Source organism: Polaribacter aestuariivivens (assembly GCF_005885675.1).
Classification (GTDB): domain Bacteria; phylum Bacteroidota; class Bacteroidia; order Flavobacteriales; family Flavobacteriaceae; genus Polaribacter; species Polaribacter aestuariivivens.
In genome coordinates this window covers 226900-243002 of record NZ_VANR01000004.1, presented here as the reverse complement: position 1 = coordinate 243002, position 16103 = coordinate 226900, and the positions used below count along the sequence as shown (strand labels likewise).

At 30.3% G+C, this 16103-nt stretch carries 12 protein-coding genes; 3 read left to right on the top strand and 9 right to left on the bottom strand.

The features are described 5' to 3' along the window. Positions 1-3: 3 nt before the first annotated feature. Positions 4-465 carry a ribosome assembly cofactor RimP gene (rimP, locus tag FDT66_RS09040; RefSeq protein WP_138535850.1) on the bottom strand — a complete coding sequence of 154 codons (462 nt, stop codon included), beginning with the start codon at positions 463-465 and terminating at the stop codon, positions 4-6. Positions 466-727: 262 nt separating this feature from the next. On the opposite strand from rimP, the gene FDT66_RS09035 reads away from it, so the two are divergent. Together FDT66_RS09035 and FDT66_RS09030 are read left to right on the top strand one after the other, a co-directional pair. Continuing rightward, entirely contained in the window at positions 728-1555 is an 828-nt protein-coding gene (locus FDT66_RS09035) for a universal stress protein (protein WP_138535849.1), read from the top strand. Between the two features lie 129 nt (positions 1556-1684). After that, on the top strand, positions 1685-2365 hold the full coding sequence (locus FDT66_RS09030) for a YiiX/YebB-like N1pC/P60 family cysteine hydrolase (protein WP_138535848.1): 681 nt from the start codon (positions 1685-1687) through the stop codon (positions 2363-2365). A 120-nt stretch (positions 2366-2485) separates the two neighbouring features. Here the strand turns inward: FDT66_RS09030 and FDT66_RS09025 are convergent, their stop codons facing one another. The 8 genes from FDT66_RS09025 to FDT66_RS08990 form a co-directional block, all read right to left on the bottom strand. Then, on the bottom strand, positions 2486-4078 hold the full coding sequence (locus FDT66_RS09025; protein WP_138535847.1) for an NADP-dependent glyceraldehyde-3-phosphate dehydrogenase: 1593 nt from the start codon (positions 4076-4078) through the stop codon (positions 2486-2488). 168 nt (positions 4079-4246) lie between these two features. Next, positions 4247-5509, bottom strand: a complete 1263-nt coding sequence (gene ilvA, locus FDT66_RS09020) for a threonine ammonia-lyase IlvA (RefSeq protein WP_138535846.1) — start codon at positions 5507-5509, stop codon at positions 4247-4249. 73 nt (positions 5510-5582) lie between these two features. After that, complete coding sequence (ilvC, locus tag FDT66_RS09015; protein ID WP_138535845.1) at positions 5583-7058, bottom strand: ketol-acid reductoisomerase; 1476 nt, start codon at positions 7056-7058, stop codon at positions 5583-5585. A gap of 58 nt (positions 7059-7116) precedes the next feature. After that, complete coding sequence (gene ilvN, locus FDT66_RS09010) at positions 7117-7647, bottom strand: acetolactate synthase small subunit (RefSeq protein ID WP_138535844.1); 531 nt, start codon at positions 7645-7647, stop codon at positions 7117-7119. Between the two features lie 118 nt (positions 7648-7765). Beyond that, positions 7766-9499 (bottom strand): biosynthetic-type acetolactate synthase large subunit, encoded by a 1734-nt coding sequence (gene ilvB / locus FDT66_RS09005; RefSeq protein WP_138535843.1) that lies wholly within the window; start codon positions 9497-9499, stop codon positions 7766-7768. Between the two features lie 92 nt (positions 9500-9591). Further along, on the bottom strand, positions 9592-11268 hold the full coding sequence (gene ilvD / locus FDT66_RS09000; protein ID WP_138535842.1) for a dihydroxy-acid dehydratase: 1677 nt from the start codon (positions 11266-11268) through the stop codon (positions 9592-9594). Positions 11269-11804: 536 nt separating this feature from the next. Continuing rightward, entirely contained in the window at positions 11805-12926 is a 1122-nt protein-coding gene (gene leuB / locus FDT66_RS08995) for a 3-isopropylmalate dehydrogenase (RefSeq protein ID WP_138535841.1), read from the bottom strand. Between the two features lie 120 nt (positions 12927-13046). Then, a complete protein-coding gene (locus FDT66_RS08990; RefSeq protein ID WP_138535840.1) occupies positions 13047-14222 on the bottom strand; it encodes a 2-isopropylmalate synthase in 1176 nt (391 codons plus the stop codon). Positions 14223-14354: 132 nt separating this feature from the next. Between FDT66_RS08990 and FDT66_RS08985 the strand changes: the two genes are divergently transcribed. After that, positions 14355-15917, top strand: a complete 1563-nt coding sequence (locus tag FDT66_RS08985) for a hypothetical protein (protein ID WP_138535839.1) — start codon at positions 14355-14357, stop codon at positions 15915-15917. The last annotated feature ends 186 nt before the right edge of the window (positions 15918-16103 follow it).

The following is a 16103-nucleotide window of genomic DNA, read 5'->3' as shown; positions in this document are numbered from 1 at the left end:
TGCTTAAAATACAATCTTCACTTTTGCTTCTTTAATATCTTTATACTCTATAGTTGCTGTTTTTTCTACAGTAACTTTTCCTTTACCTATTAGTTTTGGTTCTCTTGCTTTCCATTGTAAAACAATTTTATCTTCGTCTGCATTTGTTAAAGTACCTTCAAAAGATTCTTCTGCAGTTTTTACTTTAAGAATTCTATTGATATTCTTAATGTATTGTCTTTTTTCTGTTAATGGATGTGCTATATCTGGTGTAGTCACTTCTAGAGAAAAATCTTCTTCTTCCCTGTCCAAATTATGCTCTACATTTCTACTAATTCGAATGCATTCGCTTAAAGGAACTCCATTATCTCCATCTACGGTTACTTGAATTTTGTTGTTTTCTGAAATAACTAAATTTATTAAAAACAACGATTTATTCAACTCTAACGCTTCGTCTACTAAATCTTTTATCTTTTTCTGATCCATTTTAAACTTTAAAATAAAGTATAAAAAGAGGGGACTTTTAAGTCCCCTTCTTTCTTCATTTACTATAAATTTCGGTGCAAATATACGAATTGTTTGCGATTTACCAAATTAACTTTAAATCAATTATTTATGAGTGAACTTTATTTTAAGAAAAACAATGTTTGTGTTTTTTATAAATCTCTTCATTTTAAAGTATTTAAGAAATTTTGCATTTTTTTTTGTAACTTTAGGTATTGCGCTCTTAACTTAAAATACTTGTATTATGAAAAAAATTTTACTTCCAATTGATTTTTCGAAACCTTCTGAGTATGCTGCAAAAATGGCAAATAAAATTGCTTTAAAAACAAAAGCTACTGTATATTTAATTCATATGATTGAACTACCTTCTGGAATTGTAGATATGGGAATTGGCAATAAATTTAGCATTCCTGAAAGCATGCTATATCTTCGAAAAACAAAAGAAAAAATTTTAAAATTTAAAGAAAAGTTTTTTGATGAAAATATTGTAGTTGAATATTATATTAAATTAAATAACCCGTTTGAAGGTATTAAAAAATATGCAGATAAAATTAATGTTGATTTGATAATTATGGGTTCCAAAGGACACTCTGAATTTGAGGAAATTATTATTGGCTCTAATACCGAAAAAGTAGTGAGAACCTCTAAAATACCTGTAATTGTTGTAAAAAGAGATTCAAAAAAATATAAACTTAAAAATTTGGTATTTGCTTCTAATTTTAAGCTTGAAAACAAAGAAGTTTTTCGTAAATTTTTAAATTTTGCAAATGCGTTTGATAGTAAAATTCATTTATTAAAAGTAAATACACCATCTAATTTTGAAAGTACTTTTAATGTAAAACAAAAAATAAAAGATTTTATAAACGAATATGAATTGCCAAAATATTCTATAAATATTTACAACGATACTTCTGTAGAAAAAGGTATCTTAAATTTTACTAGAGAAAAAAATGCTGATTTAATTGCTTTGAGTACACATGGCAGAAGTGGTATTTCGCATTTATTTACGGGAAGTGTTACCAAAAATCTATCTAAAAAAGCCTTGAAACCAATGTTTACTGTGAAAGTTTAGAAATTGGTATTGCTCAAATATTTACTGAGAGTCTTATTTTGATTTGTTTCTAAACTTCTTTTCTTATAATTTCGTTGATGATTTTTATAAAAGCTTTCTAGTAATTTTGATTTTCTCAAAAAAAAAATAATGGTAAATAAATTTTTAAAACAAACTTGTATTCTCCTTTTATCCTTTTCTGTTTTATCCAGCTGCAATAAGAAACAACACAGTAACAATTTTGAGCTAAAACAAGGAGATTTGCTATTTCAAAATACTGGCACAGATGAAATAGATAATGCAATTAAAAATGTAACAGCAACTTCTTTTTCTAAGAACTATTCGCATGTTGGAATGGCAATGCAAAAAGATGAAAAATGGTTTGTATTGGAAGCTATACCTAAAGAAGGAGTTTGCCAAACACCTTTAAATAAGTTTCTAAACAGAAATAAAAATAAATTTAACAAATCTCAAACTACAGTTGCAAGATTAAATAAATACTACCAACCTTATATTTCTGAAGCGATAGTATATGGAGTAGAAAGAGTAAATACACCTTATGATGATATTTTTTTATGGGATGACGATTCTTATTATTGCTCCGAATTAATCTACAAAATGTTTTCTACTCAAAATATACCAACAGATTCTATTCCTTTTGTTACTCATCCAATGACGTTTAACGATAGTTCAGGAAACCCTATGCCTGCTTGGAAAACTTATTATAAAGTACGTAATCAGCCAATTCCTGAAGGAGTTGAAGGAACAAACCCTAACTTAATGGCAAGTAGTTCTCACATAAAATTTGTGCATGATTATGAAAAAGAATAAAAAGTAAACTACCATCAATTAGTATTACAGAAAATATTATCACGAAACAAAAAACCTCCACTTTTGCTGAAATAAATTCAGCATAAATGAAGATTTTTTTAGTTTAAAACGCTACTATTTCTACAAAATATAATCTGTACTAATAAAATTAGATGCTTTTTTATCTAACAATTCTTGTAAAATAGCGTTGTTGTAAGGTGTGTCTTTAGAAGCTACAAAAGTTCTAATCGAAAAAGAACGCAATGCATCATGTACACTTAAAGTTGCCACTGCAGAATCTTTTCTTCCTGTAAAAGGATATACATCTGGACCTCTTTGTGCTGCACTGTTTAAGTTTACTCTACAAACTAAGTTTACTAAAGTATCTATTAATGGTGCCAAGGTTTTTACTTCGCTACCAAAAACACTTACTTGTTGTCCATAGTTAGATGCTGCCATATCATCTAAAGGCTCCTGAATATTTTTAAATGAAACCACTGGAATTACAGGTCCAAATTGTTCTTCTTCAAAGACTCTAGAATCTTTAGAAACTGGATATAAAACTGCTGGAAAAATATAATTTTCAGAAGTTTCTCCTCCTTTTTTATTGATAATTTTTGCTCCTTTTTCTGTAGCATCGTCAATTAATTCTTGAATATATGCTGGTTTTCCTGGTTCTGGTAATGGCGTAAGTTTTACGTTTTCTTCCCAAGGATTTCCAAATTTTAAGGCATCTACTGCTTTTGCAAAACGCTTGTTAAATTTATCTACAATATGTTCATGCACATATAGTATTTTTAAAGCTGTACAACGTTGTCCGTTAAATGAAGTTGTTCCAGAAATACATTCGTTAATTGCTAAATCTAAATCGGCATCTGGTAAAACAATTCCAGGGTTTTTTGCTTCTAAACCAAGTACCAAACGTAATCTGTTTTTCTGTGGATGATTTGCCTGAATCGCATTGGCAGATTTACTGTTTCCAATTAAAGCTAACACATCAACTTTACCAGTTTTCATGATTGGTGTTGCTAAAACTCTACCTCTACCATAAATAATATTTACAACTCCTGCAGGAAAACTATTTTGAAAAGCTTCTAATAAAGGCGATAATAATAAAACTCCGTGTTTTGCTGGCTTAAAAATGGCTGTATTTCCCATAATTAAAGCAGGAATTAACAATGCAAAAGTTTCATTTAAAGGATAATTATAAGGCCCTAAACATAAAACAACTCCTAAAGGCCCTCTTCTAATATGTGCGTGAACTCCGCTGTTTTTTTCAAACTTTGCAGAGTCTCTGTCCATTTGTTTGTAGTCTTCAATTGTGTCGTAAATATATTCTACAGTTCTATCGAATTCTTTTTCAGAGTCTGGTAAAGATTTACCAATTTCCCACATTAACAATTTTACAACTTCTTCTCTTTTGGTTTTCATTTGCACCACAAACTTTTCCATGGCTGCAATTCTACTTTCTACTTTCATAGTTGGCCATAAACCTTGACCTTGATCGTAGGCTTTTAAAGCAGCATTTAAAGCTTCTGTTGCTTCATTTGCTGTTAAATCTGGAACCGTTCCTAATAAAGTTGGTTTGTATTCTTTTGTTGATGAAATCGTAGAATAAACTTCCGCATTTGCACCTTTCCATTCTTTTAATTCACCTCCTACCAAGTATGTATTTTGGCTTACAAGTGATGTGATTTTATATTCGTTTGGAATTTCTTTGAAAGTATTCTTCATAAGTTGAATTTTAAAAATTTGTCTAAGATTTTGATTGATTTACTGTAAATATTTAGACCTATTTACGTATCAAAATTAATTAAAAATAATCGTAAAACTGTCTGTTTCTATCTTAAAAGACGAAAAGGATTTCGCGTTTTTCTTTTATTTATGTTAAAAAATGCATTATTACACCAAAAACTGAAACAAATCTGGCTTGTCATTTAAATATTCGCCAAAAAAATTGCGATTTTTCATTCTTTCGATTAGTGGCGCCAAATCTGCAGATGTTTTTAATTCTAAACCAACTACTGCTGCCCCATTTTCTCTATTTGTTTTTTTGGTATATTCAAAATGAGTAATATCGTCATTTGGACCTAAAATTTCTGCCACGAATTCTTTTAAAGCTCCTGCTCTTTGTGGAAATTTTACAATAAAATAATGTTTTAAATTCGCATATAATAATGCGCGTTCTTTAATTTCTGCAGTTCTTGTAATATCGTTATTACTTCCACTAACAACACAAACTACATTTTTACCTTTTATATGCTCTTTGAAAAAATCTAAAGCTGCAATACTTAAAGCACCTGCAGGTTCTACAACAATAGCGTCTTTGTTGTATAAATCTAAAATAGTCTGACAAATTTTACCTTCTGGAACTGTAATGACATCGTGTAAGTTTTGCTGACAAATCGCAAAATTTAAATCGCCCACTTTTTTTACTGCAGCTCCATCTACAAAAGCATCAATTTTTTCTAAAAAGGTGTTTTCTTTATTTCTGATGGATGTTAACATGGAAGGTGCTCCTTCTGGTTCTACACCAATTATTTTTGTGTTTGGAGACAAATTTTTAAACACAGATGATAAACCTGCTGACAAACCTCCACCACCAACTGGAACAAAAACATAGTCTATTTTTTTATTAGATTGATTTAATATTTCTAAACCCACTGTTGCTTGTCCTTCTATTACTTTTTCATCGTTAAAAGGATGAATAAACACTTTCTTTTTAAAATCACATTCTAAAGTTGCTGCGTTAAAAGCATCGTCGAAAGTATCGCCTTCAATAACCACATCAATAAAATCTTCGCCAAACATTTTTACTTGGTTTATTTTTTGATTTGGTGTGGGCGAAGGCATAAAAATAGTTCCTTTTATTTGCAATAATTTACAAGACAAAGCAACTCCTTGTGCGTGATTTCCTGCGCTTGCACAAACAATTCCTCTTTGTTTTTCATCAGCATTTAAAGCAGCCATTTTATTGTATGCTCCCCTAATTTTATAAGAACGAACTACTTGCAAATCTTCTCTTTTAAACAGAATATTGGCATTAAATTCTTTTGAAAGATTAATATTCGTGTTTAGTGGAGTTTTGTAAGCGACACCTTCTAAGTTTTTGGCAGCGGCTTTTATGTTTTCTAAACTCGGGAAATATATTTGTTTCGTTTGCATATTCAAATGTAAAAAGAAAACCTGTCAGACTTAAACTCTGACAGGTTTTTATAAATGTTAAAATCTTTATTAATTAAGCAGATTTTATAACTTTCATAGCTGTCATTGAAGCTCTTAATTTTGCCCCAACTTTTTCTACTGGGTGGTTTCTAATAATGCTATTAATTCGAATTAATTCTTGGTTATCTACCTCGTTAGAATCTGAGAATTTCTTTCCAATAATATTGGTATCTACTGTTTTCATAAAATCAGTTAATAATGGCTTACAAGCATGATCGAATAAATAACAACCATATTCTGCAGTATCAGAAATTACACGGTTCATTTCCGCCAATTTCATTCTTGCAATCGTGTTCGCAATTAATGGCGTTTCATGTAAAGATTCGTAGTATGCAGATGCATCTATAATTCCAGACTCTGTCATTGCCTCAAAAGCTAACTCTACACCAGCTCTTACAAAAGCAACTAATAACGTTCCGTGGTCGAAATATTCTTGTTCAGAAATTTCTTGGTCTGTAATTTCTTGTTTTTCGAAAGCAGTTTCTCCTGTTGCAGCTCTCCATTTTAATAAGTTAACATCGTCATTTGCCCAATCTTCCATCATGGTTTTAGAAAAATGACCTGTCATAATATCGTCCATATGTTTTTGGAATAACGGACGCATAATATCTTTTAATTCTTCAGAAATTCTAAATGCTTCTACTTTTGCAGGATTAGACAATCTGTCCATCATATTCGTAATTCCACCATGCTTTAACGCTTCTGTTACAGTTTCCCAACCATATTGAATTAATTTTGCAGCATAACCTGGTTCAATTCCTTTTTCTACCATTTTATCGAAAGACAAAATAGCTCCTGTTTGTAACAAACCACATAAAATAGTTTGTTCTCCCATTAAATCAGATTTTACTTCTGCAACAAAAGAAGATGCTAAAACACCTGCTCTATGACCTCCTGTACCTGCTGCATAAGCTTTTGCTTGATCCCAACCTTTGTTTTCTGGGTCGTTTTCTGGGTGTACAGCAATTAATGTTGGCACACCAAAACCTCTTTTATATTCTTCACGAACTTCAGTTCCAGGACATTTTGGAGCTACCATAATTACAGTTAAGTCCTTACGAATTTTCATTCCTTCCTCCACAATATTAAATCCATGAGAATACGATAACGTTGCTCCTTTTTTCATTAAAGGCATTACAGTTTCTACCACGTTTGTGTGTTGTTTGTCTGGTGTTAAATTGATAACCAAATCTGCAGTTGGCAATAATTCTTCATAACTACCTACGTTAAAGTTATTAGATGTTGCGTTTTTATAAGAATCTCTTTTTTGGTCGATTGCTGCTTGTCTTAACGTGTATGAAATATCTAAACCAGAATCTCTCATGTTTAAACCTTGGTTTAAACCTTGTGCTCCACAGCCCACAATAACAATTTTCTTCCCTTTTAATGCGTTTACTCCGTCTTCAAATTCTGAAGCGTCCATAAAACGACATTTTCCTAATTGTTCTAATTTTTCTCTTAATGTTAATGTGTTGAAATAATTTGACATTTTTTTTGTTTTAATTTTTGATAAGCATAAAGAAATATCTTTACTCTTTAATCTATTTTTAGTTGTTGTATGTTTCTAATAATGTTGAAATTTTCATTTCGTCTTTAGATACTGCTATTAATCCTGAACGTGTGTATTGCATAATTCCAAAAACACTTAGTTCATTGTATAATTCTACTATTTCTTCCTTTCTTCCAGATTTTTCAAGAACAAAGAAATCTTTATTAACAGTAACAATTCTTGCATTACTTTCTTTAATGATATTTTGAATTTGACGTTCTTCAAATAGTAATTCAGATTTAATTTTAAATAATCCTGAAATTTGATAAATAATTTCGTCTAAGTCGTGATAATAAGCCTTAATAACCTCTACTTGTTTTTCTATTTGACCTATGATTTTCTTTACATTTACTTCGATCATATTTACAACAATCGTAAATTTAGCAACTCCTTCTATTTCTGATGGAGAAATATTTAAACTTTCTATATTGATGTGTCTTCTTTGAAAAATTGCTGATATTCTATTCAACAATCCAACATTATTTTCTGTATAAACAGATATTGTAAATAATTGTTTTTCTGTACTCATTTTTAGTTCAAGGTTTAAAGTTTAAAGTTTCAAAAGTTGAATTACTGGATACTTTAATCTTCGTTCTTTTATCTTGTTCTTTTTTATAATTTTTAGGCTTCAAGCTTCATGCTTCTAACTACTCCAATCTCACATCTGAAACACTTGCTCCTGTAGGAATCATAGGAAAAACATTTCCTTCTTTTTCTACACAAACTTCTAAAAAATAGGCTTCTTTACTTTCCATCATTTCTTTAACAGCTTCTGCTAAATCTTCTCGTTTCGTAACTTTTCTTGCTTTGATATAATACCCTTCTGCAATGGCTACAAAATTAGGATTTATCATTTCTGTAGATGCATAACGTTTTTCAAAAAATAGTTGTTGCCATTGACGCACCATTCCTAAGAAATCGTTATTTAAAACCACCACTTTTACAGCAGCTTTTTGCTGAAAAATAGTTCCTAATTCTTGAATTGTCATTTGGTAACCTCCATCACCAGAAATAGAAACTACTTCACGATCTGGAGCCGCCATTTTTGCACCAATTGCTGCTGGCAAACCAAAACCCATGGTTCCTAATCCACCAGAAGTAATGTTACTTTTAGTTTTATTAAATTCTGCATATCTACAAGCAATCATTTGATGTTGACCAACGTCTGAAACGATTGCTGCATTTCCTTTACTTTGAATATTTATTTCTTTTAAAACTTCACCCATTGTTAAACCTTCTTTGGTTGGGTGTAAATCGTCTTTTATTACTTTCTCATATTCAATAGCATATAAATCTTTAAATTTTTGATGCCACTCTATATGAGAATTACTATTAATTAAAGGTAAAATAGCTTCTAAAGTTGTTTTTGCATCGCCTAAAACAGCAATATCTGCTTTTACGTTTTTATTTACTTCAGCAGGATCAATTTCAAAGTGAATTACTTTTGCTTGGGTAGCATATTCATCTAATTTTCCTGTAACTCTATCGTCAAAACGCATTCCGATTGCAATTAAAACATCACATTCATTAGTTAATTTATTGGGTGCATAATTACCATGCATACCAACCATACCCACATTTAAAGGATGTTTTGTAGGGATTGCAGAAGCCCCTAAAATTGTCCAAGCAGCAGGAATTCCTGCTTTTTCAATTACTGCTTTAAATGCTTCTTCTGCTTTTCCTAAAATAACTCCTTGGCCCCATACAACTAATGGTTTTTTTGCTTCATTAATTAATTTTGCAGCTGCTTCTAAAGAACCTTTCACTGTTTTAGGAACAGGTGAATAACTTCTTACTTTCGTACACTTTTCATAAGAAAAATCAAATTTTTCTATTTGTGCATCTTTGGTAATATCAATTAAAACAGGTCCTGGCCTTCCACTTCTTGCAATATAAAATGCTTTTGCAATTGCTTTAGGAATGTCTTCTGCTTTGGTAACTTGACAATTCCATTTTGTAACTGGTGTAGAAATACCAACAATATCTGTTTCTTGAAACGCATCGCTACCTAACAAATGAGAAAAAACTTGACCAGTAATACACACCATTGGTGTAGAATCTATTTGTGCATCTGCAATACCCGTAATTAAATTGGTTGCTCCTGGACCAGATGTTGCTATAGCAACTCCAACTTCACCAGAAATTCTTGCATAACCTTGTGCAGAATGTGTTGCACCTTGCTCATGACGTGTTAAAACGTGATGAATTTTATCTTGATATTTATACAATTCATCATAAACAGGCATAATTGCGCCTCCAGGATAACCGTATAAAATCTTAACTCCTTCTTCTATAAGACACCTTACAATTGCTTCACTTCCAGAAATATTTTCTGTAGTTTTAGTAGCTTTTTCTGTGTTTTTTATGGTTTGTGTTTCCATATGTTTTTATCTTTTTTGATAAAAGAATATAGAAAAGAGAGAAAAGAATTACTCACTCCCTTGTTTCTTATTTCTTTTTTCTATTTTCTTATTTACAAATCTGTTACACACCCTTTTGAAGCTGATGCCACTGATTTTGCATATTTATATAAAATTCCTTTTTTGTGTTTTAGTGGTGGTGCAACCCATTTTGCTTTTCTTTCTGCCAATTCTTCATCAGAAATTAAAACATTAATTGAATTGTCTTCTGCACTGATTCTAATTTTGTCTCCAGTTTCTAGCAAACCAATTGCGCCTCCAGATTGTGCTTCTGGTGTAATATGTCCGACCACAAAACCATGTGTTCCTCCAGAAAAACGACCATCTGTAATTAAAGCGACAGATTTTCCTAAACCTGCTCCCATAATTAAGGATGTTGGTTTTAACATTTCTGGCATTCCTGGTCCTCCTTTAGGTCCAACATACCTAATGACGACTACATCTCCTCTTTCTACTTCTCCGTTTGAAATACCTGTATTTGCTGCTTGTTCACCATCATATACCACTGCTTTTCCTTCAAACAATAAACCTTCGTTTCCAGAAATTTTTGCTACAGCTCCTTCTGTGGCTAAATTCCCATAAATAATTTGAATATTTCCAGACGATTTTAATGCTTTGTTTTTTGGATAAATTACATCTTGGTCTTCGAATTCCATCGCTTCTACATCTGCCAAATTTTCTGCTAAAGTTTTACCGGTAACAGTCATACAATCGCCATGTAAATACCCATTGTCTAATAAATATTTCATAATCGCTGGTGTACCTCCAACTCCATGAACATCTTCCATTAAGTATTTTCCAGAAGGTTTTAAATCGGCAATTAATGGTGTTCTATCTGAAACTCTTTGAAAATCTTCTAATGTAAATTCGATATCTGCAGCATGTGCAATTGCTAAAAAGTGTAAAACTGCATTTGTAGAACCTCCTAATGCGTTTACAATTGCAATAGCATTTTCTAACGATTTTTTAGAAATGATATCTAATGGTTTTAAATCTAATTCTAATAAATTTTTTATAGCTAAAGCTGTTCTTTCTCCTTCCGATAATTTATTCGGATTTTCCGCAGGAATTGACGAGTTGTAAGGCAATGCAAAACCCATACACTCAATTGCAGAAGCCATTGTGTTTGCTGTGTACATTCCTCCACAAGCTCCTGCTCCTGGAATGGCTCTTTTAATGATTTCTCTATATTCTTCTTCTTCTATTTCTCCAGCTACTTTTTGCCCTAAAGCTTCAAAAGCAGAAACGATATTTAATTTTTTTCCTTTATAATTTCCTGACGCAATTGTTCCACCATACATCATTATTGAAGGACGGTTTAAACGCAACATTGAGATTACAGCTCCAGGCATATTTTTATCACAACCTACAATTGCTATTAAAGCATCATAACTCTGAGCATTCATTACAGTTTCTATAGAATCTGCAATAATATCTCTGGATGCTAAAGAATAATTCATTCCTGAAGTTCCCATAGAAATTCCGTCTGAAACTCCAATTGTATTAAAGCCCAAACCGACTAAACCTGCAATTTTAGATTCCACTTTTACTTCTGCTGCCAAGTTATTTAAGTGCATGTTACATGGGTTTCCATCATAACCTGTACTTGCAATACCCACTTGTGCTTTGCTCATATCTTCATCAGATAAACCTACTGCATACAACATTGCTTGTGATGCTGGTTGAGATTCATCTTGTGTTAATCTTTTGCTGTGTTTATTTAATTCCATTTATTGTTTTGTTCAATTTGTTTACTAAATTATTGTTTTTCTGTGTTTTTAATGCATATTATTTAATACCAATTTTTAAACTCATGTGTTAAAAAAAACACTTAAACAACTGTATTATAGTGTTTTAATTATATTTAATTATGATACTCAATGATTGAAATAAATTCAAAAAAAAACCTTCCAAATTAATGGAAGGTTCTTTTATAAAAAATATAAATATCACTTCCTTATCATGTCGTAATAATTACGATGACAATAATAATAGAAATAATATTTAATGCTTGTTTTATCATTTTTCAAATATTTGAAATTTTATATTAATTATCCAAATAAAAACTGATTTTTTATATAATGTAATAAGTTTTTAAACTGGTTTAGTCCAGATTGAAACGGCATCCTTTTTATGCAAAATTTATTTTTTACTGCTATAAAATGCTTACAATAAAATGCTATCATTTAACTATTTTAAAATAAATACTACATAAAAAGATATAGTGGAAAGCTGGAAATGGCTTCTAAAAACTTAAAAGTATTTTTTAAATAATTGTACTTTGACCTACGTGAATATTGATAAAATTTAGATTACTATCGTCTTGATTTAAAATATAATCTGCAATAAAATCGCCTACTTTAGAGGTTTTTGCTGGATATTTATTTTTACCTTTAATATCTTCTGTTGTGATATTTAAATCTAAAGATTTTTCTACTGCTCTTTCAATTGCATCTGCTTCTTCATGCAAACCTAAATGCTCCAGCATTAAAGCTGCTGATAAAATAGATGCTAAAGGATTTGCAATATCTTTACCTTTTGCTTCTGGAAAAGTACCATGAACTGGTGCAAATAAAGCATTTTGATCTCCTATAGATGAAGATGCTAATAAACCTATTGAGCCAGAAATTACACTTGCTTCGTCTGAAATAATATCTCCAATAAAGTTTTCTGTTAGAATTACATCAAACTTTTTTGGATTTAAAATTAGCTTCATTGCTGCATTATCTGCGTACAAATATTCTAATTTCACGTTTTTATATTCTTTAGATATTTCTGTAACGGTTTTTCTCCATAAGCGTGAGGTTTCTAACACGTTAGATTTATCTATTAATGTTACTTTTTTCTTTCTGCCTTGAGCTGCTTTGAAAGCTAAATGTGTAATTCTTGAAATTTCGTCTACTGAATAAGAACAAACATCGTAAGCATTTTTACCATCTTGACTTGTTTCTTTTTTTCCAAAATAAATTCCTGCAGTTATTTCTCTAAAAATAAGTATGTCTGTTCCTTTAATTATTTCTCTTCTTAAAGGAGAGTTTTTTATTAATTGATCGTATGCTTTTACAGGGTTTATGTTACTAAAAAGATCTAATTCTTTTCTTAATTGTAATAAACCTTGTTCTGGTCTTATTTTTAAGGAAGGATCTTTATCATATTTAGGATCACCAATTGCACCAAATAAAATTGCGTCTGCTTTTTTACAAATTTCTATTGTTTCTTCTGGCAAAGGATTTCCAGAAGCTTCAATTGCAGATGCACCCATTTGAGCTTCTTTATATAAAAAAATATGGTCATATACTTCAGCAACTGCATCTAATGCTTTTTTTGCTTGATTAGTTACTTCTGGACCAATACCATCTCCTGGAATTACCGCTATTGTATATTTCATTTACTTTATTTTGAAGATTCTTTTGAATCAAAGGTAGTTGCTAATTTACTAATTATTTGGTTGATTAAGAAATGTTACAACTACCCGTGAAAACAAAGTTTATTTTCGATTTGACTAAGATTAAGCGATTGCTATTTTAGAAACGTTGTTTACTTGTTTCATTATTTGATGAATATCTTCATCTTTTACTTCTTTTTGCTTATCCGCAGTTTCTAAAAAAGAAGTATATGCACTATCTAACTGAATTTTGGTTAATTCATACCCTATTTTTTTGGCTCTATAAGCTAGTGCTGCTCTACCACTTCTTGCTGTTAAAACAATTGCACTTTCTGTAACACCAACATCTTCAGGATCCATAATTTCATATGTTTCTCTGTTTTTTATCACTCCATCTTGATGAATTCCAGAACTGTGCGCAAATGCATTTGCACCTACAATTGCCTTGTTTGGTTGTACTGGCATTCCCATACTTTCGCGAACCATAATACTTGTATCATATAATAACTTTGTATTGATAGAAGTTTCTAAGTTTAAATACGGGTGCTGTTTTAAGACCATTACCACTTCTTCTAAAGCTGTGTTCCCTGCTCTTTCTCCAATTCCGTTAATGGTACATTCTATTTGACGTGCTCCATTAATAACACCTGCAATTGAGTTTGCTGTTGCCATTCCTAAATCGTTATGACAGTGACAAGAAAGAATTACGTTTTCAATTCCCTTTACGTTTTCACGTAAATATTTCATTTTTGCACCATATTCTTCTGGTAAACAATACCCTGTTGTATCTGGAATATTTAATACAGTTGCTCCTGCTTTGATAACTTCTTCGCAAACTTTTGCCAAAAACTCATTATCTGTTCTACCAGCATCTTCTGCATAAAACTCAATATCTTCTACAAAAGATTTTGCATAAGAAACAGCCTTTACAGCTCTTTCAATAACCTTGTCTCTTGTGGAATTAAATTTGAATTTTATATGAGAATCACTTGTCCCAATTCCTGTATGAATTCTTGGATGTTTTGCAAATTTTAAAGCTTCTGCAGCAACTTTAATATCGTTTTCTACAGCTCTAGTTAACCCACAAACAGTTGCATTTTTTACAATTTTTGCAATTTCAGAAACAGATGCAAAATCTCCAGGGCTTGAAACTGGAAAACCAGCTTCTATAACATTTACTCCAAGTAAATCTAATCTTTCAGCAATCACTAATTTCTGTTTTGTATCTAATTTACATCCAGGAACTTGTTCTCCATCTCTTAATGTCGTATCGAAAATTTGTACTTTGTTATCTTGCATAATTTCTGAAAAGATTATCTTTATTATAAATCAAATATATATCTTGCATTTTATATGTAAGGGTAATCTTTTTGAAAAGCACGATTTCTAAACTAAAAACAAATATACCAAATAATTGATTTACAGTATATTATGAGTAAAAGCATTACATTCGCCAATCAACAAAATGATGCACTTTTTGTTTTAATTAAATCTTTAACTAAGTCTGAAAAAAGACAATTTAATCTTTATGTAGGTAGATTAGGTGGTAATATTGATGCTAAATTTTTCTCTTTATTTAAATTTTTAGAAAAACTAAAAGTGTACGATGAAAAGGTAATTATTGGTAGTGGTATTGTTTCAAAACAACAACTATCTAACTTAAAAGCACACTTATACAAACAAATTTTAATTAGTTTACGTTTAAACCCTGCTCATAAAAATATTCGAATTCAAATTAGAGAACAATTAGATTTTGCAACGGTTTTATACCAAAAAGGATTGTATAAACAAAGTTTAAAATTATTAGAAAAAGCTAAAAACATGGCTTTGGATAATGAAGAAAAAAACATTGCTTATGAAATTGTAGAACTTGAAAAAGTAATTGAAACACAATATATTACTAGAAGCTTAAGCAATAGAGCAGATCAACTTTCTGTACAAGCAAAAGAATTGAGTCAGCAAAACGTAATTGCAAGTAAATTATCTAATTTATCACTGCAATTATATAGCCACTTATTACAAAACGGTTACGTAAAAAATGAAGAGGAATTACAATTTGTAAATACTTATTTTGAAGATCGTTTACCTAATTATAAATATGCAAACCTTGGTTTTAGAGAGCGTTTATGGTTATATAAAGCGCATTTGTGGCATAGTTTTTTAGTGCAAGATTTTTTACAGAGTTACAAATATGCAAGCAAGTGGGTAAATTTGTTTAAAGAAAATCAAAAACTAATAATTCTACACCCTGTCTTTTATTTAAAAGGAATTAATTATTTATTAGAAGCTTCTTTTTTTGTAAAAAAAACATCAACTTTTAAAGAAGAATTGGCTTTTTTTGAAGAAGAAATACAACAAAAAAATATTCCTTTAAATACAAATACAGAGCTTTTAATTTTTCAATACTTATACGCAAACAAATTGCATTTACATTTTTTAGAAGGCACTTTTTCTGAAGGTGAATATTTGGTAGAAATTATCAATAAAAAAATAAACGATTATAAAAACAGACTTGACAATCATTACGTGGTAATGCTGTATTATAAAATTGCCTGTTTGTATTTTGGAATGGATAAAAATGAATTGTGTATTGCCTATTTACAAAAAATAATAAAATCAAAAAATATTGGTGCTGCCGAAGATTTGCAATGTTTTGCGCGTGTTTTAAATTTAATTGCGCACTACGAATGTGGTTTAGATTACGATTTGGAAAGACAGTTTGTTGATACCTATAAGTTCTTATTAAAAATGGAGAACTTACAGGAAGTGCAAAAAGTATTTTTAACTTCTATTAGAGATTTAAGTGATGTTTTTCCTCATGAAATTAAAAATGAATTTAAGAAAATTCACGCTAAGCTAAAAGTCTTCGAAAATCATCCTTATGAAAAAAGAGCATTTTTATATTTAGATATTTTATCTTGGTTAGAAAGTAAAATTGAAAACAAATCCATTGCACAAATTATTAAGGAAAAATCACAACAACTATCCAAGTAATGTCAAATTTTAAATTTTCACTACTTGTTTTTATCAATATGATATAAATTCATTAAAAACATAAAATAAACACAAGTTCTTGTTTGCTAATTAAATATTTCTAATATTTTTGCCTTGTGAATAATTTAATAATACATACAAAACTAACCAATGCTATTTCTTTAGCAGGTATTATTATTGGCACAA

What these genes read in the sequence shown, in the direction of transcription:
- rimP (WP_138535850.1), bottom strand. Translation starts at nt 465, where the DNA reads ATGGATCAGAAAAAGATAAAAGATTTAGTAGACGAAGCGTTAGAGTTG.
- FDT66_RS09035 (WP_138535849.1), top strand. Translation starts at nt 728, where the DNA reads ATGAAAAAAATTTTACTTCCAATTGATTTTTCGAAACCTTCTGAGTAT.
- FDT66_RS09030 (WP_138535848.1), top strand. Translation starts at nt 1,685, where the DNA reads ATGGTAAATAAATTTTTAAAACAAACTTGTATTCTCCTTTTATCCTTT.
- FDT66_RS09025 (WP_138535847.1), bottom strand. Translation starts at nt 4,078, where the DNA reads ATGAAGAATACTTTCAAAGAAATTCCAAACGAATATAAAATCACATCA.
- ilvA (WP_138535846.1), bottom strand. Translation starts at nt 5,509, where the DNA reads ATGCAAACGAAACAAATATATTTCCCGAGTTTAGAAAACATAAAAGCC.
- ilvC (WP_138535845.1), bottom strand. Translation starts at nt 7,058, where the DNA reads ATGTCAAATTATTTCAACACATTAACATTAAGAGAAAAATTAGAACAA.
- ilvN (WP_138535844.1), bottom strand. Translation starts at nt 7,647, where the DNA reads ATGAGTACAGAAAAACAATTATTTACAATATCTGTTTATACAGAAAAT.
- ilvB (WP_138535843.1), bottom strand. Translation starts at nt 9,499, where the DNA reads ATGGAAACACAAACCATAAAAAACACAGAAAAAGCTACTAAAACTACA.
- ilvD (WP_138535842.1), bottom strand. Translation starts at nt 11,268, where the DNA reads ATGGAATTAAATAAACACAGCAAAAGATTAACACAAGATGAATCTCAA.
- leuB (WP_138535841.1), bottom strand. Translation starts at nt 12,926, where the DNA reads ATGAAATATACAATAGCGGTAATTCCAGGAGATGGTATTGGTCCAGAA.
- FDT66_RS08990 (WP_138535840.1), bottom strand. Translation starts at nt 14,222, where the DNA reads ATGCAAGATAACAAAGTACAAATTTTCGATACGACATTAAGAGATGGA.
- FDT66_RS08985 (WP_138535839.1), top strand. Translation starts at nt 14,355, where the DNA reads ATGAGTAAAAGCATTACATTCGCCAATCAACAAAATGATGCACTTTTT.